The sequence below is a fragment of the Sphingomonas cynarae genome (assembly GCF_039537815.1).
Lineage (GTDB): Bacteria > Pseudomonadota > Alphaproteobacteria > Sphingomonadales > Sphingomonadaceae > Sphingomonas > Sphingomonas cynarae.
Window position 1 is genome coordinate 199,090 of the sequence record NZ_BAABBF010000002.1, and the last position, 24,484, is coordinate 223,573.

Sequence of the window (24,484 nt, forward strand, 5' to 3'; positions counted from 1 at the left end):
ACTGGATTGCTTCGCTACGCTCGCAATGACGGAGGTAGAGACAAGCGCTACGCCGCTGCCTGCTCCACCTGCCGCCCTGCCACCGTCAGCGCCTTCTCCACCGCGTGGCCGAGCGTGCCGACATAGACATCCGCCCCCAGCGCGCGCTGAATCTGGTCTTCGGTCAGTGCCGCCTCGCCTTCGGGCCACAGGCCGACGAGGATCGCGGCGTCGGGCGCTTCGCGGCGCAGGCGGCGGATCAGGTAGCGCAGGTGGCTGGGGGTGCCGCCGATCTCCAGATAGGACAGGCAGATCAGCCGTGCGCCGGTCAGGTCGACCCGCTCGGTGGCATCGCGGCCGGCGGCGGCATGGGGCACCCGCCGTACGCCGAAGCCGCGCCGGCCGAGCAACTGCGCCAGCATCGCGGTGACTGCATCGTCCAGCACGCCACGCCCGGCGATGCACACGATGCTGCGCGGATCGCGCCAGTCGTCCGGCGCATCGGGCATCGGCCCGGCGGAGGCCGTGTCGTCGGAAAATCCACGCGGTTGCGGCATCGGATGAAGCGAGCGGGCGGGGGCGATGGTGGCCGCGCCATCGTCATGCTCCTCCAGTTCGGCGATCACCGTCAGCATCGATCCGACGATCCGCTTCGCCCCGTCATGATCGATCGCGCCGCGCCGGGCATCTTCCGCCGCCAGCTTCAGGCCGCCCAGCGCCACCTCGTCATAATAGGTGGTCAGCGAACGATCGGTCAGCAGCGCCTCGGCCTGTTCCAGCGCCTCTTCCGGGTCGGCGGCGAGCATCCGTTGGTAGAAGCTCTCGACCGGGGTGAGCGCGGGCTGGTCGCCGAGCAGGATGTCAACGAATTCCAGCGCGGGCACATGCCGCCCCAGCACGACGAGGCACAGCGTCAGCGGCATCGACAGCACGAGGCCGACCGGCCCCCATATCCATGTCCAGAACACCGCCGCCACCACCACCGACAGCGGCGACAGCCCGGTCGAATGGCCATAGAGCAGCGGCTCGACGACATAGCCGACCAGTGGCTCGACCACCGCGAACAGGATCGCCACCGCGATCACCATGCCCCAGCCCGGATCGACCCCGGCCGCCAGCGCCAGCGGCAGCGCCGCGCCTAGCAGCGCGCCGATATAGGGCACGAAGCGCAGGATGCCGGCAAGGATACCCCATAGTGCGGGCACCGGTAGCCCGATCGCCCAGAGCCCGATCGCGATCACCGTGCCGAAGCTGGCGTTCACCGCCAGTTGCGACAGGAAATACTTGCTCAATCGCGCCCCGGCATCGTCCATCGCCAGCGTGGTGCGGTGCAGGTCCGACGATCCGAAGACGCGGATCAGGCGATCGCGCAGGTCCTCCTTCTGCATCAGGATGAAGATCGCGACGACCAGCACGATCACGAACGTCTCGAACGGGGCCAGCACCGGCCCCAGCACCTGCCCGGCGACGTTCAGCGCATCGGGCTGTTCCTCCGCGATCCGCACCGGCACCGGCGCACGGGCGCGGCTGGCCAGCACGCGTTCGGTGTTGGTCTGGGGCGGGCCGGCGACCGGTGCGGCGGCGGGTGACCGGTCGTGCGTGAAGAAGGCGGCCCGGTCGGCGGCGAATTTCTTGGCACCGTCGATCTTGTCGCTGATCGTGCGGGCATAGCGCGGCGCGTCGCCGACCAGCGAGGCGCCCTGCATTCCGACGATCGTGCCGACCCCGCCGAGCAGCCCCAGCGCGACCAGCACCGACACCATCACCGCCAGCGCCTTGGGCGCGCGCAGGCGGCGCAACGCGGCGACGATGGGCGACAGGACGAACGACAGCAGGATCGCCAGCGTGATCGGGATCAGCACGTCCTTGGCGAAGAACAGCCCGGCGATCACCACCACGCCCACCGCCAGCCCGAGCAGGCCGTCGCGCCCCGGCACCTGCGCCGGCGTGACCTGTGCCGGCCCCGGTCGCCGCGTCGGGGCGATAAGTGTTTGATCGGCCTTGGCCATGCGGCAGTCCCCTTCGAAGTCGCGTCGACGATTCGATCGGGCTTCATCGGTCGGAACGTCGGCTGCGACCCGGTCGTTCCGGAAGCATGACGAACGAAACGCCGAGAGCGGCAAATGACGGGGCCGGCGGTGCGGCAAAGGAGCCGGGCCATGCCGCGCACAGCCCATGGGCGATCCCCGCCAAGGGGTGGAAGGCGATCCTCGTGCGGACCTGGCGCGAGGCGGGGGAGGACAATATCGGCCTGATCGCGGCAGGCGTCGCCTTCTACGCCTTCCTGTCGATCGTGCCGCTGCTGGGGGCGGTCGTGCTGATCTACGGCATCGTCGCCGATCCCTCGACCGTCAGCGCCAACGTCGCCGCGCTGACCGGGGTGATGCCGCGGCAGGTCGCCGCGATGATCGGCGAACAGTTGTTGCAGGTCGTCACCACGTCGAAGGATGCCAAAGGGTTCGGTCTGGTCCTTGCGCTGGCGCTGGCGCTGTACGGCGCGATGCGCGGGTCGGAGGCGGTCGTGACCGCGCTGAACGTCGCGTACGAGGAGCATGAGGATCGCGGCTTCGTGAAACAGAAGCTGCTGGCGCTGGGGGTCACGCTGGGCGCGGTGGTCGTCGCGCTGGCGGCGATCCTGTCGGTGGCGATGATGGCGTTCCTCGATTCCCTGATCCCCGGTGCGCCGCCGGCGGTGCTGGTGCTGACCCGGCTGGTGTCCTACCTGATCCTGGCCGGGCTGGGCGCGGCGGGGGCGGCGACGCTCTATCGCTACGGGCCGGACCGGGCGCATGCGAAATGGGCATGGCTGACGCCGGGATCGGTGGCGGCGACGGTGATCTGGATCGCGATGACGGTGGGGTTCGGATTCTACGTCGCCAATTTCGGCAGTTACGACGCGACCTACGGATCGCTGGGCGCGATCGTGGTGATGCTGACCTGGCTGTCGCTATCCGCCTATGTCTTCCTGCTGGGGGCGGAACTGAATTCCGAACTGGAACGCCAGACCGATGTCGACACCACCATCGGCCCCGATCGCCCGCCGGGCGAACGCGGCGCGGCGGTTGCGAATGATGCAGGGCCCCCGCGGGCGCCGGCGTCGATTCCGCCGGTCTGGATCGGGGTGGCCGGGCTGGCGGTGATGCGCGCGGGGAAGCCGATCGGGGTCGCCCTGATCGCCACGGCAATCGCCCTACGCTGGCGCGGAAAACGTTGATCCGGCACAATTGTGCGACAATTGCCTGATAGCGGCTCGCCCATCAGGGAGAGAGACGTGATGAAGGCGATCGGGTTGATGGTGGCTGCGGGCGTGATGCCGGTGGCGGCGATGGCGCAACAGGCGCCCGGTACGCCGGCCACCGCACAGGACGCGACGCCGGCGACCACCGCCGGCACGACCGACAGCGGCGGGGGCACGGCGGAGGAGGCGGGGAGCGACGAGGAGATCACCGTCACCGGCACCCGGCAGGCGGGATCGGTGGTTGGCGACATCCCGCCCGACCAGACCCTGAACGCGGCAGACATCCGTTCCTACGGCGTCAGTTCGGTCAGCGACCTGCTGGCCGAACTGGAGCCGCAGACGCGCAGCGGCCGGGGCGGCCCGCCCGTGGTGCTGCTGAACGGCAAGCGCATCTCCGGCTTCCGCGAAATCCGCGACATCCCGACCGAGGCGATCCAGCGCGTCGAGATTCTGCCCGAGGAGGTCGCGCTGAAATACGGCTATCAGGCCGACCAGCGCGTGGTGAATTTCGTGCTGCGTCGCCGGTTCCGCGCGCTGACCGTCGAAGCAGCGGACCGTCAGTCGACCGATGGCGGGCGCAACACGCCCGAGGCGGAGGTCGACCTGCTGCGCATCCGCAACGATGTGCGCACCAACCTGCACCTGGAATATCAACAGAGTTCGTCGCTGCTGGAATCGCAGCGCGATATCGTCGCGGCCGCCGGCGACAATCCCGCCAATCCCGGTTTCGACCAGCGTCCGTTCCGCACGTTGTTGTCGCAAAGCCGCAATTTCAACGCCAATGGCGTCTATGCGCGCCCGTTCCTCGGCACCTCCGCCTCGATCAACGGCAGTATCGAGACGACCGAATCGACCGGTCTTTTCGGCCTGCCCGTGGTGTCGCTGACGGTGCCGGCCGGCGGTCCGTTCGCGGCGGGCACGGTGACGCGTCGGGTCGAGGATGCCGATCCGCTCCGCCAGCGCCGTACCGGCGTGACCGCGCATCTGGGTACGACGCTGAACGGTGAATTCGGGCGCTGGCGCTGGTCGTTCACCGGCAATTACGACCGGGACGAGACCTGGACCCGGACCGATACCGGGCTGGATACGACCGCCGTCCAGACGCGGCTGACCGCCCTCGACCCCACGCTCGATCCCCGTACCGTCGCCACCGCCGGCCTGTTCGGGCCGCTGTTGCAGAACCGGGCACGATCGGTCTCGTCGCAGGGTGGCGGCGACATGCTGGTCAACGGCACGCTGTTCGAACTGCCGGCGGGATCGGTGTCGACCAGTTTCCGGATCGGCGCCAGTACCAGCGAGTTCGATTCGCGATCGACCCGCCTGGGTACGACGACCACCGGCAGCATCTCGCGCGATATCGTCAACGGGCAGGCCAATATCGACCTGCCGATCGCCAACCGCACCCGTGGTGGGCTGGAGGCGCTCGGCTCGCTGTCCGCGAACCTCAATCTGGGCGTCGACCGGCTGTCGGATTTCGGTACGCTGGTCAGCACCGGCTATGGCCTCAACTGGTCGCCGATCGAGGGACTGCGGCTGATCGGATCGGTCACCGATCAGGAGCAGGCGCCGACCGCGCAGCAACTGGGCGGACCGACCGTCATCACCCCCAATGCCCGCGTGTTCGATTACGTCCGTGGTACCACTGCGACGGTGACGACGATCAGCGGCGGCAATCCGCTGCTGTCGAGCAACGAGCGGCACATCGAGCGATTGGGGCTGACACTGAAGCCATGGACGCAACGTGATCTCGTCCTGACCGCCAGTTATACGCGGACCAAGACAGACGATGCGGTGCGCAACTTCCCCGCCGCGATCGCCTCGATCGAGCAGGCGTTTCCGGATCGGGTGGTGCGCGATGCGACCGGCCAGTTGCTGCGGCTGGACACGCGGCCGATCAACTTCGCGCGGCTGAACGAATCCGAACTGCGCTGGGGTTTCAACTTCTCGAAGCCGCTGCAATCGAAGGTGCAGCGCGAACTGGCGGCGTTCCGTGCCGGCACCGGGCCCAATCCGTTCGCGGGCATGACCCCGCCGGCCGGCGCGCAACGACCGGAGGGGGCGGATGCGCGACCGCAGGCCAACGCGGCGGGTGGCGATCGACCGGCACCCCCGGGCGGCGGTGCCGGCGCGCGGGGCCCGGGCGGCTTTGCCGGCCGCGGCGCCGGCGGTGGTGGAGGACGGCTCAATTTCGCCGTCTATCACACCTGGCACATCACCAACCGCGTACTGATCGCGGAGAACGGCCCGTCGCTCGACTTGCTGAACGGCGATGCGATCAGCGCGACGGGCGGCCAGCCGCGACATGAACTGGAAGGTCAGGCGGGCTACACCAACAATGGTCTGGGTGCCCGGCTGTCGGTCAATTACCGCAGCCCGACCGAGGTGCGGACGCTGGCCAGCACCGACGACCTGCGCTTTTCCGACCTGACGACCGCCAATCTGCGGCTGTTCGTCGATTTCGGCGGGCGGATCGACTGGGTGCGGGCGCATCCATGGTTGCGCGGCGCCCGCGTGGCGTTCGAGATCAGCAACGTATTAAACCAGCGGCAGCGCGTGACGGACGACACCGAGACGACGCCGGTCAGTTATCAGCCCGACTATCTGGACCCGGTAGGCCGCACGGTGCGGCTGTCGATCCGCAAGTTGTTCTTCTGACGGCTTGGAACCCGTCATGGTGAGCGTAGTGAAACCCACCCTGCCGTCATTGCGAGCGTAGCGAAGCAATCCAGGGCGTCACGCGCTGGACTCTGGATTGCTTCGCTACGCTCGCAATGACGGAAATAGGATGGCTGATGCCTGATGCCGCTGGTGTCAGGCGGGACGGATCAGTGCGCGTGGCGGTGTTTCACCTTGTGGACCACGACCGCGATCACACCCCCGACGATCAGGCCGACGATGCCCGATCCGATCGCGGTAACGATCCACGCCAGCACGCCGTGCAGCCCCGGCACCGCACCCGCCACCGCTTCCGCCGCGTGATGGATGACGTGTTCCGGCCCGGCCCAGCCCAGCCCGGCAAGGCCGTGGACGATGATGCCGCCGCCGACCCAGATCATCGCGGCCGTGCCGATCGTCGCCAGCGCGGTCATGATGACGGGCATCGCCTTCACCATTCCCCGACCCAACGCCTGCGCGGCGGCCGACGGGCGCTTGGCGAGGTGGAGGCCGATATCGTCCAGCTTCACGATGATCGCCACCGCGCCATAAACACCCGCGGTGATGGCGAGCGCGACAAGAGCCAGCGCCACCGCCTGCGCGACGATGCTGGTGCCCGCGACCTCTGCCAGCGCGATCGCCATGATCTCGGCGGACAGGATGAAGTCGGTGCGGACCGCACCCGATACCTTCTGTTTTTCGAGCTCTGCCGGCGTCGTCGCCTCGGCTGCCGTATCTTCGGCGGCGTGATGGCCGGATATCGCCTCCCACGCTTTTTCCGCCCCCTCGAACGACAGATAGGCGCCGCCCACCATCAGCAGCGGCGTCAGCGCCCAGGGGGCAAAAGCGCTCAGCAGCAGCGCGACCGGCAACAGGATCAGCAGCTTGTTGCGGATCGACCCCAGCGCGATCTTGCCGATGATCGGCAGTTCGCGTGCCGGGCTGAGCCCGACGACATAGCGCGGGGTGACCGCGGTGTCGTCGATCACCACGCCGACCGCTTTGGTCCCTGCGCGCCCCGCCGCCGCGCCGACATCGTCAAGCGATGCCGCCGCCAGCCGCGTGATCCCGGCGACGTCGTCCAGCAGCGCGGCCAAACCCGATGGCATATTATTCTCCCCAGCAATCGATGCCCGTCTGTGCGTTGAGCGTGACGGTGGCAATCCCCCGCCGCAAATGCGTCAGGCGGGTGGATGATCCGTGACTGTCACCGGCTGCACCGACGGATAGGGCATCACCAGCGTGCCATCGGGCGCGGCGGTGAAACTGGTCTGGGTCGGGTAGGGGATCGATATCCCTTCCGCCGCGAAGCGCCGCAGCAACGACACCATGATCCGGTCTCGGGTGGCGTGCGCGGTCGGCCAGTCATCGCCTGGCACGTCGAACTGCAACGCGAAGTCGAGCGAACTGGCACCGAAGCTCTCGAACCCGGCACGCGCCACCTTGCCGCCTTCGCCTTCGACGATCTCGGTCAGGATGGCGGGGATGCGCGCCAGCGTGTCGGGCGGGGTTTCATAGGCGACGCCGATCGTGAAGGGCACGCGGACGTGATCGCGATTGGAGATGTTCTGGATCTCCTTGTCGAGCAGCTGCCGGTTGGAGATCACCCGCATCTCGCCCCCGAACGAGCGGATGCGGGTGGATTTCAGCCCGATCGCCTCGATCACGCCCGTCGTCGTGTCGTACGATACCTTGTCGCCGCGCCGGAACGGGCGGTCGAAGATGATCGCCAGCGCGGCGAACAGGTCCGCGAAGATGCCCTGCGCGGCAAGGCCGATCGCGATGCCGCCGACGCCCAGACCCGCGACGAGGCCGGTGACGTTCACCCCGACATTGTCCAGCACCACGACCAGCGCGATCGCGAACAGCGCGACGGTGACGAGCAGCCGGATCAGCCCCATCGCGGACAACAGCGCCTCGCCTGCATAATGCGCGGACTGGGTACGATGCTCGATCGCGCCTAGGATGATCTCGCGCGCCCAGCTGGCCGCTTGGAAGACCGAGGCGACCGTCCACAGGAACGTGATCGTCGTATCGATCTGCGACGGCGCGCCGGCATAGCCGACCACCAGTTTGGCGGCGAGCATCAGGATGAAGAAATTGCCCGTCTTCACCAAAGCCCGGCCGATGATCGATGCCCAGCCGGCCCGCCCCTGCGGATCGCGCACCGCCAGCCGTCCGGCCAGCCGGCGCGCGCCGTGCAGCACGACGACGATGGTCGCGCCGATCGCGAAGGCGATCAGGATCTGCAGCCAGTGGGTGTGAAGCCATTCACCGCTGGCGGCAACGATCCCGCGGGTCTGGACGGCGACGTCACTGGCGTCGAACAGCGGCTCCTGCGCGTTGGCGGCGGCGGTAGTGGACATGGGTAAGACTCTTCAGGCTGCTTTGGCCAAGGGGGCGGCAAGCGTGGCGGTGGCGGGGGTGCCCGCCTCCAGAAAGGCGATCAGCCCGCATTCGCAGCGGGACATATAGCGTTTGGCGCGGGGCAGGCGCAGCGCCTGCCGAAACGCGGACTGCCCCTTTTTGACGAGGCCGATCAGCGCGGGGTGGACATAGCTTTTCCGTGCGATCGCGGGCGTGTTGCCGAGGCGTTCGACCACCGGTTCCAGCATTGCCTTCAGGCTGAGATCGCGTTCGGCATGAGCCAACGCCTCGAACGCCGCGACGCTGGCGCCCCAGGTGCGGAAATGCTTGGCGGTGAAATCCTGCCCGCTCGCGCGCCGGATATAATCGTTGACGTCGGACGAACTGACCGGGTGCGCGGCCCCCTCCGCGTCGACCCAGGCGAACAAATGCTGTTCGTCCAGGTCCTGCATCTTCTTCACGGTGCGGGCGAGCGACCGGTCGGTCACTGCCATGTCGCGTTCCTTGCCCGATTTGCCCTTGTAGCGCAGCCGCAGCGTCGCGCCCTTCACCTCGCCGTGCCGCTTGCGCAGCGTCGTCGCACCGAAACTCCGGTTCGCGGCGGCATAGGCCTCGTTGCCGACACGGATATGGCCGATGTCGAGCAGGCGGACCACGGCGGCGATCGCCCGGTCGCGGGTCAGGCCGCGCTCATGCAGGTCGGCATCGATCCGCCGGCGGATTTTGGGCAGGGCATGGCCGAAATCGGCGCAGCGCTCGTATTTCGCCGCCTCCTGCGCCTCGCGAAACCCGGTATGATAGCGATATTGCTTGCGGCCCTTCTCGTCCCAGCCGACTGCCTGAATATGGCCATTGGGGTTCGGGTTGAACCATGCATCGCCATAGGCGGGGGGCAGGCCGATCGCGTTCAGCCGGTCGATCTCGTCGCGGTCGCTGACCCGGTCGCCGCCCGGCTGGTGATAGGCCCAGCCGTCACGCAGTTTCCGGCGGGTGATCCCCGGTTTCGAGTCGTCCGCATACACGATCCGCGCGGCCATCGGTGCTCCTTCGCTTCGACCGGGCCAATGCGCGGGCCGGGGGCTTCGTTCCGGTGATGCGCTGGAACAGGCACCCCCGGCGGTGGGTTGAGGTCGCTCACCTAATGCTGGAGTGCCCCATGGCCGATCTATCCAACGCCCGCGTGCTGATGCTGGCCGCCGACGGTTTCGAGACGGTGGAATTGTTCGAACCCCGCCGTGCGCTGGAAGCGGCCGGGGCAACCGTCACGCTCGCCTCGATCCGTCTCGACCCCATCCAGGGGATGGAGCAGGACCTGAACAAGGCCGAAACCGTCACGCCGGATCTGACGCTGGATCAGGTCGATACCGACGATTACGACGCGCTGGTACTGCCCGGTGGCACTAGCAATCCCGACAAGCTGCGGCTGGAGGAGCGCGCGGTCGAGATCGTTGCGGAGTTCATGGAGGACGACAAGATCGTTGCCGCGATCTGCCATGGCCCATGGTTGCTGGTCGAGGCCGATGTGGTCGATGGGCGCACGCTGACCGGCTATCCCTCCATCCGCACCGACCTGGAAAATGCCGGGGCCGAGGTGGTGGACCGCGAGGTGGTGGTCGACGGCAACCTCATCACCAGCCGCAACCCGGACGATCTGCCCGCCTTCAACCGCGCAATCATCGATGCGCTGGTCGAGGAACTCGCCGACGAACCCGCCTGACGCCGATCTCCGGCGACTGCGATAAATGTGAATTTGGCAGTCAACAGAAATGCGGTATAACGACATCTACCAGCGGCTGGTTGAAGCCGTTCGTTAGGCTGTTCGTATGACCCGCCCCGCCCGCGCCCGATATATCAGCTGGTTGCCGGCCGCCGGAGCCGTGGCGGGGGCGGGCGGCGGTGCAATGGGTGTCGTGGCCATGTCGCCGGCCTCTCTGGATGACACGATCCGTATAGTGGGGCTGGCGGGGTTGCCGGACGGGACGACACTGGCGATCGCCGCGGCCGTCATCGTAGGTGCGGTATGCTGGGCGGTGCTGTACCTGCTCTGGGGCAGGGGCGGCGTGTTTAACCCCGCCCGGCGCGGGCGACCGGTGGTCCCGCCGCGCCGGCTGGTGCACCAGCCCGCAGCCCAGCCACGGCCGCGAGCGCAATGGCCGATCGCGGCGGTCGATATTCCGGCCCCTACGCCGAGGGCGCGGCCCTTGCCCGCCGACCTCAACCAGCCCCTGTCGGCATTCGATCCGAACTCGATCCCTTCGGTGTCGTTCGAGTCGATCCGTCGCCGGGGGCTGCGGCCGAAAAGCTGACCTGCAAAACCGCTTGCCGCGTTTCGAACCTTTGGTATGCTCGGTGGAACAAGAACACCGGGAGAGATCATGGCCGTCCCCCTCGACGCCGCCGTATCGGGTGCGGGCGCTTCGCCCCATGCTTCGCGTTATGCCTGGTACGTTCTGGGCATCCTGTTCGTGGTCTATGTCCTCAATTTCGTCGACCGGCAGATCATCTCGATCCTGGCGGAGGATATCAAGCGCGACCTGAACCTGCGGGATGAGGATCTCGGCTTCCTCTACGGCACGGCGTTCGGAGTCTTCTATTCACTGTTCGGTATCCCGCTGGGGCGGCTGGCGGACAATTGGCATCGCGGGCGGCTGATGGTGATCGGGCTGGCGCTGTGGTCGACGATGACCGCCTTGTCGGGCCTGTCGCGATCGGGCGGCGATCTTGCCGCCGCACGGATCGGCGTCGGCATCGGCGAGGCGACGGCCAGTCCCTCCGCCTATTCGCTGATTTCGGACTGGTTTCCCAAGCGGCTGCGCGCCACTGCGCTGTCGATCTATTCGGCCGGCCTGTATGTCGGCGGCGGCGTGTCGCTGTTCATCGGTGGGCTGATCGTCCAGAACTGGAACCGGGCATGGCCGACCGGCGGGCCGTTCGGGCTGGTCGGCTGGCAGGCGGCGTTCATGGCGGTGGGCATTCCCGGCCTGATCGTCGCGCTGTGGATCGCCACGCTGCGCGAACCGGTGCGCGGCGCAGTGGAGGGGTTGCCTCCGCCCGCCCCGCACCCCGCGCCGTTCCGCGCCTTCGGCGCCGAACTCGTCACGATCATCCCGCCGTTGACGCTGATCGGCGCATGGGCGGGCGGGGCACGGGCACTGGCGGTCAACCTGCTGGCGGCCGGCATCACCGTCGCGGTGGTGTCGGGCCTGATCGCCATCGGCGAGCCATGGCCGCAATGGACTGCGGTCGGGATCGGGGCCTATGCCGTCTTCTCATGGGCCTGCGCGCTGCGGCGGCGCGACCCTGCGGCGTTCGCACTGATCGTCGGGACGCCTGCCTTCATCTGTACCGTCGTCGCCTATGGGCTGAACGCGTTCCTCGCCTATGCCGCCAGTTTCTGGGCCGCGCCCTATGCGCTGCGCGTGCTGGGCGCGTCGCCCGCCACCGCCGGTTTCTACATCGGCGGCACCGGCGCGCTGGCGGGGTTTCTGGGCGTGACGCTGGGCGGGATGATCGCGGACCGGTTGCGTGCGCGCCATCCGGCGGGGCGGCTGATCGTGGTGATCTTCGGCGCGGTGGTCCCGGTCCCCTTCCTGGTCATGGCGTTCACCGCATCGAGTACCGCCATGCTTTATCCGATGCTGTTCCTGGCGCAGATCACCGCCAGTTGCGCGCTGGGATCGGCCGCCGCGACGACACAGGATCTGGTATTGCCCCGCATGCGCGGCACCGCGACCGCGACCTTCTTCATCGGCACGACGTTGCTCGGGTTGGCGCTCGGCCCCTATCTGGCCGGGCGGGTGTCGTCGCTGTCGGGCAGTCTGTCGACCGGGATGCTGTCACTGTTGCTCAGCGTGCCGATCACGCTGGCCGCTGCGATCGCCGCATACCGTCTCGTTCCCGCCGCCGAGGCCACGCGCGAGGCGCGGGCACGGGCGGCGGGGGAGGCGATCTAGGATCGGGGCCGGCTGGGGTCAGCTCTGGCGGAAGACACCGCAGACGATCCGGCCACCGCTGTTGCCAGAAGGGTCGGTCTTCAGATCGTCCGGATTGGCGTGGACGACCATCGCCGATCCATCCGCATCCAGCACGCCGTCGATCGTCGCGCCCGGCACCGTCACGCCCAGCGTGCCGCGTCCGTCGGTGCCGACGATCAGGTTCGGCAGGTCGCCGTTATGCGGCCCCTGCGGGTTCATCGTGCCATGCTGCGTGCCCGCCGGGTTCCAGTGCGCGCCGGCGGTGGTGAAATCGGGCGCGTCGCAGCGGCCGACCATGTGGACATGCGCGCCATGCGTGCCGGGCGGCATCGCCTTGCCGTCGATTGTGAAGCGTACGCCGCCGCCGACTTCGGTGGCGGTCGCGCGTCCGACATCGGCCCCCGCGGCGGTGCGCAACAACGCGACGGCAGTGCGGCCGCCGGGAACCTGTTCGCCCATCTCCACCTTGGCCGCGCCGTCGCGTTGACAGCCGGCCAGCGCCAGCGCCGCCAGCCCGATCACCATGCCCGTCGTCATCGTCCGCATCGTATTCTCCCCGTTGTCAAATATCGTATCCATGCGAACCAGCAGCAGTCGCCCCGGTTCCCAGCGGCCAGCGCGCCACCGTTTCATAGGCGGCGCCGCCCCGCGCCAGATGGCTGCGATAGAGGATCAGGTGCGGCAGCGCGAACGGTTCGCTGGCCAGGGCGGCATGACGGGCAAGCCATTCGCCCGGCTCCGGCCCCGCGCCGGCCGATCGCGCCAGCCGCGCGACCGTGACGTGCGGGTGATATCGCCGCCGCTCCGGCGGTAGCCCCGCCTGCGCGCATGCCCGCTCGACCCGCGCATGAAGGTCGGCCAGCACCGCGGCAGGCGCGACGCCCGCCCATAGCGTATCGACCCGGCCGCGCTGCCCGAACGATCCGACCCCTGCCAGCGTAACGATCGGCGCGGCGGGCAGATGAACATGGCCCAGGGCGACCGCCAAGTCCTCCGCCTGCGGCCGTTCCACCTCGCCGACAAAGCGCAGCGTCAGGTGCAACTGTTCGTCATCCTGCCAGCGCGCCGCCGACACGCCGTCCATCAGGTCGAACAATATCTCGCGGATCGGCGGCGGCGGGCGCAGCGCGATGAACAAGCGCATCATGACAGCGTTGTTAACACCGATACGGCCAAACCGCACGACCGCTTTCGCTTGAAAACGGCAGGGGCAGGGGCGATATTGCAACCAGCCGGCATCTGGCCGGCACCAAGGAGATTTCTTCAGATGGCAAACTGGTCTGATCCTCGGCCCACCGCCGCGCCGTTCGGGACGACGCGCGCGCGGGCGGGTGACGCGGCCTATGACGCGGGTCTGCGTTCATACATGCTGTCCGTGTACAACTACATGGCGTCGGGCGTCCTGCTGACGGGCATCGTCGCACTGCTGTTCGCGACGAGCGGATATGCCGAGGCGGTGTTCACGCAGCCTGGTATCCTGAAATACGTCATCATGTTCTCGCCGCTGGCGATCGTGTTCGCGATGAGCTTCGGCCAGGGACGGATGTCGACCGGCACGATGCAGGCGATGTTCTGGGGCTTCGCGGTCCTGATGGGTCTGTCGCTCTCGACGATCTTCCTGCAGTACAGCCCGGTCGCGATCGCACAGGCGTTCTTCGCGACCTCGGCGGGCTTCGTGGCGCTCAGCCTTTATGGCTACACCACGAAGAAGGATCTGTCGGCGTTCGGCACCTTCCTCATCATCGGTGTGGTCGGCCTGCTCGTCGCCAGCGTCATCAACATGTTCGTGCAGTCCGGTCCGCTCGGCATGCTCATCAGCGCGGTCGGCGTGCTGCTGTTCGCGGGTCTGACGGCTTATGACACGCAGCGTACCAAGAGCCTGTACGCGCAGGTCGCCGGTACCGACATGCAGGGCAAGGTCGTCATCATGTCGGCGCTCAGCCTGTATCTCGACTTCATCAACATGTTCCTGTTCATCCTTCGTCTGTTCGGCGCCAGCCGCGACTGATCGGATGACGGTGTGATATCGGGAGGCTCGGCGGGCGACCGCCGGGCCTCTTTTCTTATGTGCCTCGTCCTCGATGCCTCCGACTAAGGAATCCCCGATGCCCGTCCGTCTGGCGATCGAAGCCGACCTGGATTACTGGCTTCCCGAACCTGCCGACATATTGCTCCAGCTGGAAGCGGCGGCCCTGCCCGATCAGCGACTGGACAGTCGTGCGCTGACGGTCTGGTCCGATCACCCGATCGCCGCGACCGACGGTGACGAGGGGATGGGCCAGCGGTGCTGGGCACGCACGCAGTACCGGTTGATGGCACAGTACCGCGCGACCGTGACGGTCGACCGGGTCGCGGTCGATATCGCGGCGCTGCCGCCTACCCCCCCGCGGGCGCTGCCCGGTGCGGTGATCCCCTATCTGTTGCCGAGCCGCTATTGTCAGTCGGACCGGCTAGAGGGTTTCGTGCGGCGTGAATTCGGCGGTCTGAGCGGGGGCGCGATGGCGCAGGCGTTGCTGGAATGGACCAGGGGTGCACTGATCTATCGTTCCGGCGTCAGCCAAGGGGATACGACCGCGCTCGACACCTTCGCCAGCCGGATGGGGGTGTGCCGCGATTATGCGCATCTACTAGTATCGCTGGCGCGGGCAGCGGAAATCCCCGCCCGCTGCGTCGGCGCCTATGCGCCCGGCGTAGAACCGCCCGATTTCCATGCCGTGGTCGAACTGTGGCTGGATGGCGCATGGCGGCTGGTCGATCCGACCGGCATGGCGCGGGTGGAGGAGATCGTCCGCATCTGTGTCGGCCGGGATGCCACCGATATCGCGTTCATGACCGTGTTCGGCACCGCTTTCTTCCAGGCGCAACGGGTGGCGGTACACCGGCTGGACGGTTGAGAGGAACGGGGGCGTCTTCCGATCGTTTTCGGAGGGTAATGATTTGAAAGGACGCTCAAGATGACCGACATCGACGATCGCGCGCTCGACAGCCTGTCCGTGGCCCCCGCCGACGACGAACGCGAAGGCCGCAGCCCCCGTCAGGACGCGGGGCAGGATAAATCGATCGCCAAGCGCCTCCAGAAGAATCCCGACAGCATCGATGCTCGGTTGGACAACGGACTGGACGAAACGATGGACGGCAGCGATCCGGTCGCGATTTCCGAGCCCAATGGGCGCGGCGATTTCGTCCCATCGTCGGGCTACGACGAAGCGGACAAGCCCGCCGATAAGTGATTGTCCGGACGCGGGGCCGCACATGGCAGCCCCGCGTCACTCGGCTCGTCGCATCGCATGTTGCAGCGCAACCGGTTTCGTCGTTCCCTGTGATCCACCGGGTGAGCAGACCGGAAGTCTGGTGTTAACCATTCTTGCGGCACGATCACTCGGGTTGATGCAACCAGTAGGCGGGGTGATGCGATGGGATCGAGGAAGAAACCGGCCGAAGGCGCGATGACATTGGCCGAGATGAAGGAATTCGCCAGCTTTCCGGCAGCGACCCAGCGATATATCCGCCGGTCGCTCGATGTCGGACTCGACCGTGACGATGCCATGACCCGCTGGTCGCGCGACGTGGTGGAAGCGGCCAGCATTCGGGCGCAGGCCCGCCTTTACCGTTCGCTCCCGGCACTGCGCGAACTGGTACCCGAAGATAGTGGGCTCGACTCGATCGAACCGTTCATCGCACCGCTCATCACCATCGTCGCATTCGATCTGGGGCAGGGGCGATTGCCGAGTTTCTCGGCCGCGCGCTTCCTGTACGAACGACTGGTCGGGGCCGAGGTGCGGCCATGGCTGCCCGCTGCCTTCTGCGCGGCGGCGGCGCTGCCCCATCTACATCCCGAATTGCGGCGCAAACTGCTTCAGTCGATCAGCGAGGCGGCGGCAACGGCATCGGGCTGGTCGAACCGTCAGCCGGCCTTTTTCCCCTATTGGGTGGAAAAGGTGGACACCGGGCAATCGCTGGCGAACTGACCGCCACCACCACGTCGGGGATCAGCGGCAGGCGCGCCAGCCCATGGCCCCTCGCGCCGCCTGATCGAGGTGGAGGTGGTCGCGGTGCGCCGCGTTGTAATCGGGCGACAATGTCGTCGCGAACAACTTGCAGGCGCCGTCGCGCACCATGTGCAGGAACCGAGCCTTCGCGTCGTCGCCGCGCCAGTCGCCCACCACGCTGATCCGCCGACCATTGGCCAGCCGGAATCCTGCGATGTCGACCGCGTCCGCCGTCGCATGTTCGCTCCAGTTGCCGGTGTCGCGGCCATAGAGGCGGCGACAGCTGTAGCTGCCGAAATGGTCGATCCGCGTCACGCGTGAGCCGAACAGCCGTTCGGCAGCCGGCTGGACGACATGCCATTCCCACGCCGCCAGTGCTGCGGCGACCGGGCAGGCGACACCGAGCCCGGCGGGGGCGAAATCGATCCGTCGCGATCCTCCTGCCGTGAAACGCACGCCATCCGCATAACCGCATTGCCCTTCCCCCGATCGGGGCGGCAGCGCGGTGTAACGAACCCCCGCGCGGTCGAGCAGTACGCGGCAGGCCGGAAAATCATCGGTCAGGGCGGTCAGCTTGCGGCCGGTGAACAGCCCGACCGGACGACCCAGGTCGACCGCCGTCCAGGGCAGGTCCTGGGGCCGGCCGCGCAGCATCGCCCAGCCGACGAACAGGAGCGCCAGCGCGATGCCGCCCCACACCAGCAGGCCGGCGATCCGCCGCACGTTCCGCATCAGCCGCGCACCGCTTGCCCGATCGGCTCGGCGGTAACCGGATAGCCGAGTTCGGTCGGGATGCAGAGATGATCGATATCGCCGCGTCGTTCGATATAGGGTATGATCGTGATCACCGGATACGCACCGGCATCGGCGACCGCCGCCGCGAACGATCCGAACTGCGCCAGCCGTTCCAGATTGCGTCGGGTCGGATAGATCAGCGTCATCCGCCCGGCCGCTGCTTCAGCCAGTGCGGTGGCCGCGGTCAGCCAGACCAATCGGGCATTCTCCGTCCCGTCGACTTTGGCGGGTACCGATCCGTCGGGCAATTGCGCGAGATAAAAGCGGGTGTCGAAGATGCGCGACATCCGATGCGCCGGGCACCAGCGCGCGAACGGCACCATGACCGTCGGATCGATCGTCAGACCCTCCTGCGCCAGCAGCCCGCCGAACGCCTGACCGGCATGAAGGCCGGCGCGCAACCGCCGTGTCATGGCCGGCGAGGGTGGGGGGGAAAGACCGATCGCCAGCCCCACTTCCTCCAGTGTCTCGCGGATCGCGGCGACACGGGCGGCGCCGTCGTCATCCGCATCGCCGATCACCGCCGCCAGTGCGTGGTCACCGGGATCGACGCGCCCACCCGGAAACACCATCGCGCCGCCGGCAAAGGCCATCGATCTGGCGCGCTCAACCATCAGCAGGTCGGGCGCACGGCCAGGTACGTCGCGCAGGATCACCAGCGTGGCGGCGGGAATGGCGGGAGTGGTGTTGGGCGGCAACGTCATCGTGCCCCCTCAACGCGCGGGGCGGCGGATGATCCCGGCGGTCTGCGGCAGCAAGCGGAAGGACGAAGGTGGGTGGTGGAGCTGAGGGGAATCGAACCCCTGACCTCTGCAGTGCGATTGCAGCGCTCTCCCATCTGAGCTACAGCCCCGCCCGCCCTTCGGCATCAACCGGCATAGCCGGGTGCGTCGCATTTAGACGGCCGATCCGGGCATTGCAAGCCGTGCCGATATTCGGTTTCATCAACGGCAGGGCGGCGCAGGAACGCGATAGTCCGCCCGTCTTTGTCCGGCGATTTTCGGAACATCGGCCGTATCGTACCGTTTTCCATCCGTGTCACGACCGCCCGATAAACGGGGGTCGCCACCGCAGGAGAATGGAGACCATCATGGTTTACGAACGCTATCCGCGCAGCACCGGTTCACAGGGCGATCAGGGCGGCGATGCCGGCTATGGGAACGACTACGGCAGTGGTCGCGACTATACCTATTCCAGCGCACGCGATTATGCCGCCGCCGGCCGATTGAATGACGACCGCTATGGCCGGCAGGACCAGGGCCGACAGGGCGGCGGCGGCCGGCCGAATTATGGTGATCAACGCTATGAGCAGCGTGGCGCCGGCTTCGATCGCGACGGTGAGGATTATCGTGGCGGCTACGGCCGGCCGGAGCGGTCGTCCGATTGGGGTCATTCCGATTATGGCCGCGACGGCGGGGGCCAGCGTTTCCAGGACCGGGGCGACGATCGCTATTCGCGCGGGCAGCGTGACGACTATCGGGGTTCCTACGCCTCCGATGGACGCCGGTTCGAGAATGTCGGCCGCGATCGTCATGCCGATGACGATCAGCGCCGGGATCGGGATGGCAACCGGGGTTATGGTCGCCAGCCACAGGGCTATGACTATGAGGAGCGCGGGTTCTTCCAGCGCGCGGGCGACGAGGTGCGTTCGTGGTTCGGCGATGACGATGCTGAACGTCGGCGCGAGGCCGATTCCCGGTACGACGACCGTGCCTATCGCAACGGTGGCCAGCATGACGATCATTACGGCAACTGGCGCTCCAGCCAGATTGCGGCGTTCGACCGTGATTACGACGAATATCGCCATGAGAACCGGTCGCGCTTCGAAACCGAATTCTCCAACTGGCGGACCAATCGGCAGACGCAGCGCGATTCGCTGAACAAGGTGAAGGAGCATCAGGAGGTCGTGGGCTCCGATGGCACCCATGTCGGCACGGTCGACAAGGTACGTGGTGATCGCATCCTGCTGACCAAGAACGACACTGATGCCGGTGGCCGTCACCACTCGATCCCGTCGAGCTGGCTGGTTTCGGTCGACGACAAGGTGACGTTGTCGAAGACCGCTGACGAAGCCAAGTCCGCATGGCGCGACGAAGAGCGAAATCAGGCAATGTTCGGTTACGGCGATAACGAACGTGGTCATCGCGATACGCAGAGCCGCGACAACGCGACGGGCCGGACCGATGCGACGTCGGCGACGTCCAGCGCGTCGTCGACCGGAACCGCGTCGACGGGGGCTTCATCGTCCAGTACCGGCGATGACAAGAACCTGAATCGCAGCTTTTCGGGCACCTACTGACCCAAAGCTCTAATATGAACGAGTGATCGTTCATCGGAAGGCCCGGTCGTCATTGCGACCGGGCCTTTTCGTTTGCGCGATCATTATCCGCAAGACATACCCATTATTCGAACAATCGGAAAGGATCGAACATGGCACGTGCCTGGACCCTGGCATCGCGACCCGCAGGAACCCCTGTCGCCAAAGATTTCGCCCTGGTGACGCTGGACAGCGTCGCTCTGGGCGACGGGGAGGTGCGCGTCGCGAACCGCTGGCTGTCGGTCGACCCCTATATGCGCGGCCGGATGAACGACGTGAAAAGCTATGTGCCGCCCTTCGCGATCGGTGCGCCGATGGAGGGCGGCGCGATCGGCGAGGTGATCGAGAGTCGCGACCCCGCCCTGAAACCCGGTGACCTCGTGCAGCATATGCTGGGGTGGCGTGACGAAGCGACCGGCCCCGCCGGCGCGTTCAGCAAACTGCCGGCGATCGACGTGCCGCCCCAGGCCTTTCTGGGTCAGTTCGGCATGCCGGGCATGACCGGATACTGGGGGCTGCTGGCGGTGGCCGAGGCGAAGGCGGGCGATACCGTGTTCGTCTCCGCAGCGGCGGGTGCGGTCGGATCGACGGTGGTGCAGATCGCCAAGGCCAAGGGGATGACGGTGATCGGCTCCGCCGGCGGTGCGGCCAAGGTGGAATGGGTCCGCTCGCTCGGGGCGGATGCGGTGATCGACTACAAGGCGGGGCCGGTCGTCAAGGCGCTGGGCGAGGCCGCGCCCAAGGGCATCGACGTCTATTTCGACAATGTCGGCAGCGACCATCTCGACGCGGCGCTCGCCCATGCCCGAGTCGGCGCACGGTTCGCGATCTGCGGGATGATCGACGTCTATAACGATGCCAAGCCGACCGAACTGAAATATCTCGCCCGCCTGATCGGCAACCGGGTGCGGATGCAGGGGTTCATCGTCACCGACTTCTTCCCCCGCGCGTCCGAATTCTATCGTGACATGGCCGGCATGGCCAACACGTTGAAACGCGAGGAAACTGTGCATGACGGGCTGGAAGCGGCGCCGGCGGCGTTCATGGCGCTCTTCACCGGCGGCAATACCGGCAAGATGCTGGTAAAGCTGTAAAACCCCGAAACGCACCGCCCGTTCGCCGGTGTCGGGCGGCGAACAGGCGGTGCGAAGCGGGCTTTACCCATGATCGCCCTCGTTCTGCCGCATTGGCCCAGCAAATCCCCAATAATCCCTAAAAATCCCGTTGCGACGCCATAGGGCGACTGATAGACCCAAGTTACTTCAGGGGCAGACTCTCCGCATGCAGTGGCATCCGGATCGCGGCGATGGTCGCGGTTCGTGGCGGAGGAGTCGTGCTTGCCGGGTGCGAGGGCTACGTGGTGAGCAGGGGGCGTTATCAGGGAGACGGCATCGGCCTTGTCGACGACAAGGGTCGGGTAGCCATTCCCAACGCACTTCGCGCCACGCTGGCGGCGAACGCGCCCAAGGCGGACGGCAAGAATGGCGGCACGATCGTGGTCGGCCCCCATCAGAACCCGGTCAACAAATGCCTCGTCGCCTATGATCCGGGCTATCTCGACATCCTTGCCGAGCAGCTCGACCGGCGCGAGGCGGCGTTCACCGGTCCGGACGGCGAGTTCGACTACAACATCAAGCGCCGTGCCGCCGCCGGCGAGGCGGTGCCGTTCGACGGTTCCGGTCGCTTCATCATGCCCGCCTTTCCCCGCTTCTATGCGGGGATCGGCGAGCACGCGTTCTTCTTCGGCGTGTTCGACTATATCGAGATCTGGGATCCCAAGACGCTGATCGAAACCGAATCTATGGCCGCCAACGTCAAGGCCGCCTGCCGCTTCTACATGATGCAGAAGGGGATCGCACTGTGAGCGACGCCCCGCACATGGCCCCGCACATCCCGGTCCTGATGGACGAGGTTGTCGTCGCGCTCGCGCCCGCCCCGGGCGAGACGATCGTCGACGCGACCTTCGGCGCGGGCGGCTATACCCGTGCGCTGCTGGCGGCGGGGGCGCGGGTGATCGCGTTCGACCGCGATCCCGATGCGATCGCCGCCGGGCAGGCCGCGCCACTGGACGGGCTGACGCTGGTCCATGCCGATTTTTCCGCGATGGTCGCCGCGCTCGCCGATCTGGGCGAGGAGCAGGTCGATGGCGTGACGATGGATATCGGCGTGTCGTCGATGCAGCTCGACCAGGCGGGGCGCGGCTTCTCGTTCCAGTCGGATGGCCCGCTCGACATGCGGATGAGCCAGGAGGGGCAGAGCGCAGCCGATTTCCTGAACGAGGCGGACGAGGCGGCGATCGCCGACGTGATCTATCGGTACGGCGACGAGCCGAAGTCGCGCCGCATCGCCCGCGCGATCGTCGCGGCGCGGCCGCTGGTCCGCACCGGCGATCTCGCCACGGTGGTCCGTCGCGCGCTGGGGTACAAGCCGCACGACAAGAAGGACCCGGCGACCCGCACGTTCCAGGCGATCCGCATCCATGTGAACCGCGAGCTGGACGAACTGGCCGAGGGGCTGGCGGCGGCGGAGCGGGTGTTGAAGCCCGGCGGTCGGCTGGCGGTGGTGACGTTCCACAGCCTGGAGGACCGGATGGTGAAGCGGTTCCTGCGCGACCGGTCCGGCGGCGCCCCTGCCGGATCGCGGCACGCGCCGCAGGCGGCGGCTCCGGCCGCCCCCAGTTTCGAATCCGTCGGCCGCGGTATCCGCGCCGGCGACGCGGAGGTGGCGGTGAACCCGCGCGCCCGCTCCGCGACACTCAGAATGGCACGGCGCACGGCGGCGCCCGCATGGACGGCACAGGTGGAGGTGAGCGTATGACGGCGGCGTATCGGTTCAAGGGGATCGGCTGGTTCGGCGGCTGCGTCGCCGTCGTCCTCGGCTTCTACCTCGTCTCGCTGCAGGTGGCGGGCGAGCGGAAGAAGCTGGAACAGATGGATCGCCGCATCGAATCCGCGCAGCGCGATATTCGCGCGCTGGAGACGGAGTTCGATACGCGCGCCAATCTGGCCCAGCTGGAAAAGTGGAACGGCGACACGCTGGCGCTGTCATCGCCCACTGCCGGCCAGTTCGTGGGTGACGAAGCGCAGCTCGCCGCGCTCGACCTGACCACGCCTGCTATGGGTGGCGTGACGGGGCAGGCGACCGTGCGCACCGCCGCCTTGGTCGTGCCCGCCGGTGCGCCCGCGCCGGTGGCGATGACGCTGGTCGCCGCCAACGCCCCCCGTCCTGCCGCCCCCGCCGCGACGGCCGCCGCCGCCACTGTCCAGCGCACCGCCGCCGCCACCGTCCGTACCGCCGATGCCTCCGTCGCGCGTCAGGTCGCGGTCGCCGCGGTGTCGCGCGTCCGGCCGGAGGCGGTGGCGCTGCTCGATCGCAAGCTGCTGTCCGACAATACGCTGGGTGACATCCTGTCGGGCGCCCGGGCGGAGGCACGCACCAAGCGATGACCACGCTCGTCGCCCGTCCGCTGCCGCAGCAGGGCGGCCTCCGCCAACGTCATCAGCTGGTGGCGACCGCGCATACCCGGCTGATGGTGATGCTGCTGCTGTTCGCCGGCGCGGTGCTGCTGGTGCTGGGGCGGCTGGCGGTGCTGGCGGTGTTCTCCGGTACCGAGGCGAAGGCGCGCGTCGCGGTGCTGGCGGGGCGCGGCGACATCGTCGACCGCAACGGCGCACCGCTGGCGCGGACGATCGACGCCTGGACGATCGCGGTCCACCCCAGGAAGCTGATGGGCGACAAGACCGAGATCGCCGCCAAGCTGGCCGCGCTGATGCCCGATCGCGGCGATCAGGCCTGGTTCTATGCGCAACTGACCAAGGACGTGTCGTTCACCTATCTCCAGCGCCGCGCCAGTCCCGCGCTGGTCGAGCAGGTGAACGCGCTGGGCGAACCCGCGATCGTCTTCGCGCGCGAGACGCAGCGCCTCTATCCGCAATCGACGATGGCGGCGCACGCGCTGGGTTTCCTGTCCACCGACGGCCACGGCATGAGCGGGATGGAGCGGGTGCTGGACGAGCGGCTGACCAATCCCGCCACCAGCGGCGCGCCCGTCGCGCTGTCGATCGATACCCGCGTGCAGGCGGCCATGGAAAGCGAACTGGGTCGCGCGATGACGACCTTCTCGGCGCGTGGCGGCGGCGGCATCGTGCTCGACGTCGCCACCGGCGAGGTGATCGCGATGGTGTCGCTGCCCACCTTCAACCCCAACCGGGTCGGCATGGCGGGCAGCGAGGAACTGCGCAACATCACCACGCAGAGCGTGTTCGAGCTGGGATCGACCTTCAAGCCGATCACGATGGCGACCGCGATGGATACCGGCGTCGTCACCTCGTTCGCGCGCCGGTTCGACGCGACGCACCCGCTGAAGGTCGGCGGCTATACGATCCACGACGAGCGCGGTGATCCGCAGCGCTGGCTGAACATGGCGGAAACGCTGATCTATTCGTCGAACATCGCCACCGCCCGCGTCGCCGACGAGGTCGGGCCGGAGCGGATGCAGGCGATGTTCCGCAAGCTGGGCTTCGACACCAAGCCCGATATCGAGCTGCGCGAAAAGGGCCGGCCGCTCTGGCCGACCTATTGGGCGCGGACGACGACGATGACGACGGCCTATGGCCATGGTATCGCGGTGACGCCGCTGCACCTCGCCAATGCCTATGCCACGCTGGTCAACGGCGGCATCTGGCGGCCGACGACGCTACTGAAGGTCGCGCCGGGCCATGTGCCGGAGGGGCGCCGCGTCATCAGCGAGCAGACCAGCGCACGGATGCGCCAGATGCTGCGGCTGATCGTGCAGCGCGGCACCGGCCGCAAGGGCGAGGCGCCCGGCTACCGCGTCGGCGGCAAGACCGGCACTGCCGAGGCGGCGGTCGCGGGCGGATACGACCGGTCGCGCAACGTCGCCACCTTTGCCGCGGCGTTCCCGATGGACGCACCGCGTTATGTCGTGCTGGCGATGCTCGATTCGCCGCTCGGCACCAAGGAAACCGGTGGCTGGAAGACCGCGGCGTGGAATGCGGCCCCCGTCGTCGGGCGCACCGTTTCGCGGATCGGTGCGATGCTGGGCGTGGTGCCGGACGAGACGCGCGACATCGACGTGTCGGACATCACGCCGACGCTGTGGGACGATCCCAGCCGTCGTCCGGCGACGACCGGGCATTGAGGCGGGTAC

The 24,484-nt window shown here is 67.6% G+C and carries 23 protein-coding genes and 1 tRNA gene; 15 read left to right on the forward strand and 9 right to left on the reverse strand.

Features of this window, described 5'->3' with window-relative positions; genetic code table 11:
• Nucleotides 1-47: 47 nt before the first annotated feature.
• Nucleotides 48-1,988, reverse strand: coding sequence for an AI-2E family transporter (locus tag ABD719_RS04165; RefSeq protein WP_344692129.1), 1,941 nt, complete (start codon nt 1,986-1,988; stop codon nt 48-50).
• Nucleotides 1,989-2,074: 86 nt separating this feature from the next.
• Here ABD719_RS04165 and ABD719_RS04170 point away from each other — a divergent pair, with 86 nt between their 5' ends.
• Together ABD719_RS04170 and ABD719_RS04175 are read left to right on the forward strand one after the other, a co-directional pair.
• Nucleotides 2,075-3,193 carry a YihY/virulence factor BrkB family protein gene (locus ABD719_RS04170; protein ID WP_344692130.1) on the forward strand — a complete coding sequence of 373 codons (1,119 nt, stop codon included), beginning with the start codon at nt 2,075-2,077 and terminating at the stop codon, nt 3,191-3,193.
• Between the two features lie 60 nt (nt 3,194-3,253).
• Nucleotides 3,254-5,872: a TonB-dependent receptor gene (locus ABD719_RS04175; protein WP_344692570.1), complete on the forward strand. Its 2,619-nt coding sequence runs from the start codon at nt 3,254-3,256 to the stop codon at nt 5,870-5,872.
• 170 nt (nt 5,873-6,042) lie between these two features.
• Here ABD719_RS04175 and ABD719_RS04180 read toward each other — a convergent pair whose 3' ends face one another.
• The 3 genes from ABD719_RS04180 to ABD719_RS04190 all read right to left on the reverse strand — a co-directional run bounded on the left by ABD719_RS04180 (nt 6,043) and on the right by ABD719_RS04190 (nt 9,276).
• Complete coding sequence (locus tag ABD719_RS04180; protein WP_344692131.1) at nt 6,043-6,981, reverse strand: DUF808 domain-containing protein; 939 nt, start codon at nt 6,979-6,981, stop codon at nt 6,043-6,045.
• Between the two features lie 72 nt (nt 6,982-7,053).
• The gene (locus ABD719_RS04185) at nt 7,054-8,238 is read right to left on the reverse strand and encodes a mechanosensitive ion channel family protein (protein WP_344692132.1); all 1,185 of its coding nucleotides are present in this window, start codon (nt 8,236-8,238) and stop codon (nt 7,054-7,056) included.
• A gap of 12 nt (nt 8,239-8,250) precedes the next feature.
• Nucleotides 8,251-9,276, reverse strand: coding sequence for a DNA topoisomerase IB (locus ABD719_RS04190; RefSeq protein ID WP_344692133.1), 1,026 nt, complete (start codon nt 9,274-9,276; stop codon nt 8,251-8,253).
• A 119-nt stretch (nt 9,277-9,395) separates the two neighbouring features.
• Here ABD719_RS04190 and ABD719_RS04195 point away from each other — a divergent pair, with 119 nt between their 5' ends.
• The 3 genes from ABD719_RS04195 (at nt 9,396) to ABD719_RS04205 (ending at nt 12,192) form a co-directional block, all read left to right on the forward strand.
• On the forward strand, nt 9,396-9,956 hold the full coding sequence (locus tag ABD719_RS04195; RefSeq protein WP_344692134.1) for a type 1 glutamine amidotransferase domain-containing protein: 561 nt from the start codon (nt 9,396-9,398) through the stop codon (nt 9,954-9,956).
• 106 nt (nt 9,957-10,062) lie between these two features.
• Nucleotides 10,063-10,545 carry a hypothetical protein gene (locus tag ABD719_RS04200; protein WP_344692135.1) on the forward strand — a complete coding sequence of 161 codons (483 nt, stop codon included), beginning with the start codon at nt 10,063-10,065 and terminating at the stop codon, nt 10,543-10,545.
• Between the two features lie 69 nt (nt 10,546-10,614).
• On the forward strand, nt 10,615-12,192 hold the full coding sequence (locus ABD719_RS04205; protein ID WP_344692136.1) for a spinster family MFS transporter: 1,578 nt from the start codon (nt 10,615-10,617) through the stop codon (nt 12,190-12,192).
• An 18-nt stretch (nt 12,193-12,210) separates the two neighbouring features.
• Here ABD719_RS04205 and ABD719_RS04210 read toward each other — a convergent pair whose 3' ends face one another.
• Together ABD719_RS04210 and thpR are read right to left on the reverse strand one after the other, a co-directional pair.
• Nucleotides 12,211-12,759, reverse strand: coding sequence for a superoxide dismutase family protein (locus tag ABD719_RS04210; protein WP_344692137.1), 549 nt, complete (start codon nt 12,757-12,759; stop codon nt 12,211-12,213).
• Between the two features lie 16 nt (nt 12,760-12,775).
• Complete coding sequence (thpR, locus tag ABD719_RS04215) at nt 12,776-13,357, reverse strand: RNA 2',3'-cyclic phosphodiesterase (RefSeq protein WP_425567105.1); 582 nt, start codon at nt 13,355-13,357, stop codon at nt 12,776-12,778.
• Nucleotides 13,358-13,480: 123 nt separating this feature from the next.
• On the opposite strand from thpR, the gene ABD719_RS04220 reads away from it, so the two are divergent.
• The 4 genes from ABD719_RS04220 to ABD719_RS04235 all read left to right on the forward strand — a co-directional run bounded on the left by ABD719_RS04220 (nt 13,481) and on the right by ABD719_RS04235 (nt 16,181).
• Nucleotides 13,481-14,221 carry a Bax inhibitor-1/YccA family protein gene (locus tag ABD719_RS04220; RefSeq protein ID WP_344692139.1) on the forward strand — a complete coding sequence of 247 codons (741 nt, stop codon included), beginning with the start codon at nt 13,481-13,483 and terminating at the stop codon, nt 14,219-14,221.
• A 97-nt stretch (nt 14,222-14,318) separates the two neighbouring features.
• Nucleotides 14,319-15,107 (forward strand): transglutaminase-like domain-containing protein, encoded by a 789-nt coding sequence (locus tag ABD719_RS04225; RefSeq protein ID WP_344692140.1) that lies wholly within the window; start codon nt 14,319-14,321, stop codon nt 15,105-15,107.
• 60 nt (nt 15,108-15,167) lie between these two features.
• On the forward strand, nt 15,168-15,443 hold the full coding sequence (locus ABD719_RS04230; RefSeq protein ID WP_344692141.1) for a hypothetical protein: 276 nt from the start codon (nt 15,168-15,170) through the stop codon (nt 15,441-15,443).
• Nucleotides 15,444-15,626: 183 nt separating this feature from the next.
• On the forward strand, nt 15,627-16,181 hold the full coding sequence (locus ABD719_RS04235; protein ID WP_344692142.1) for a hypothetical protein: 555 nt from the start codon (nt 15,627-15,629) through the stop codon (nt 16,179-16,181).
• A gap of 21 nt (nt 16,182-16,202) precedes the next feature.
• On the opposite strand, the gene ABD719_RS04240 is transcribed toward ABD719_RS04235, so the two are convergent.
• From ABD719_RS04240 to ABD719_RS04250, 3 genes are all read right to left on the reverse strand, one after another.
• The gene (locus tag ABD719_RS04240) at nt 16,203-16,934 is read right to left on the reverse strand and encodes an extensin-like domain-containing protein (RefSeq protein ID WP_344692143.1); all 732 of its coding nucleotides are present in this window, start codon (nt 16,932-16,934) and stop codon (nt 16,203-16,205) included.
• Nucleotides 16,934-17,701, reverse strand: a complete 768-nt coding sequence (locus ABD719_RS04245) for an NUDIX hydrolase (RefSeq protein WP_344692144.1) — start codon at nt 17,699-17,701, stop codon at nt 16,934-16,936. The genes ABD719_RS04240 and ABD719_RS04245 overlap by 1 nt, the downstream gene beginning before the upstream one ends.
• Nucleotides 17,702-17,774: 73 nt before the next feature.
• Nucleotides 17,775-17,850, reverse strand: a tRNA-Ala gene (locus ABD719_RS04250).
• A gap of 237 nt (nt 17,851-18,087) precedes the next feature.
• Between ABD719_RS04250 and ABD719_RS04255 the strand changes: the two genes are divergently transcribed.
• The 6 genes from ABD719_RS04255 (at nt 18,088) to ABD719_RS04280 (ending at nt 24,475) form a co-directional block, all read left to right on the forward strand.
• Nucleotides 18,088-19,296, forward strand: coding sequence for a DUF2171 domain-containing protein (locus ABD719_RS04255; RefSeq protein WP_344692145.1), 1,209 nt, complete (start codon nt 18,088-18,090; stop codon nt 19,294-19,296).
• A gap of 131 nt (nt 19,297-19,427) precedes the next feature.
• Entirely contained in the window at nt 19,428-20,408 is a 981-nt protein-coding gene (locus ABD719_RS04260) for an NADP-dependent oxidoreductase (protein WP_344692146.1), read from the forward strand.
• A gap of 266 nt (nt 20,409-20,674) precedes the next feature.
• Nucleotides 20,675-21,178 (forward strand): division/cell wall cluster transcriptional repressor MraZ, encoded by a 504-nt coding sequence (locus ABD719_RS04265; RefSeq protein ID WP_344692148.1) that lies wholly within the window; start codon nt 20,675-20,677, stop codon nt 21,176-21,178.
• A 14-nt stretch (nt 21,179-21,192) separates the two neighbouring features.
• Nucleotides 21,193-22,131 (forward strand): 16S rRNA (cytosine(1402)-N(4))-methyltransferase RsmH, encoded by a 939-nt coding sequence (rsmH, locus tag ABD719_RS04270; protein WP_344692571.1) that lies wholly within the window; start codon nt 21,193-21,195, stop codon nt 22,129-22,131.
• Nucleotides 22,128-22,760, forward strand: a complete 633-nt coding sequence (locus ABD719_RS04275) for a hypothetical protein (RefSeq protein ID WP_344692150.1) — start codon at nt 22,128-22,130, stop codon at nt 22,758-22,760. Before rsmH ends, ABD719_RS04275 begins: the two co-directional genes overlap by 4 nt.
• Entirely contained in the window at nt 22,757-24,475 is a 1,719-nt protein-coding gene (locus ABD719_RS04280; RefSeq protein WP_344692151.1) for a peptidoglycan D,D-transpeptidase FtsI family protein, read from the forward strand. Before ABD719_RS04275 ends, ABD719_RS04280 begins: the two co-directional genes overlap by 4 nt.
• The last annotated feature ends 9 nt before the right edge of the window (nt 24,476-24,484 follow it).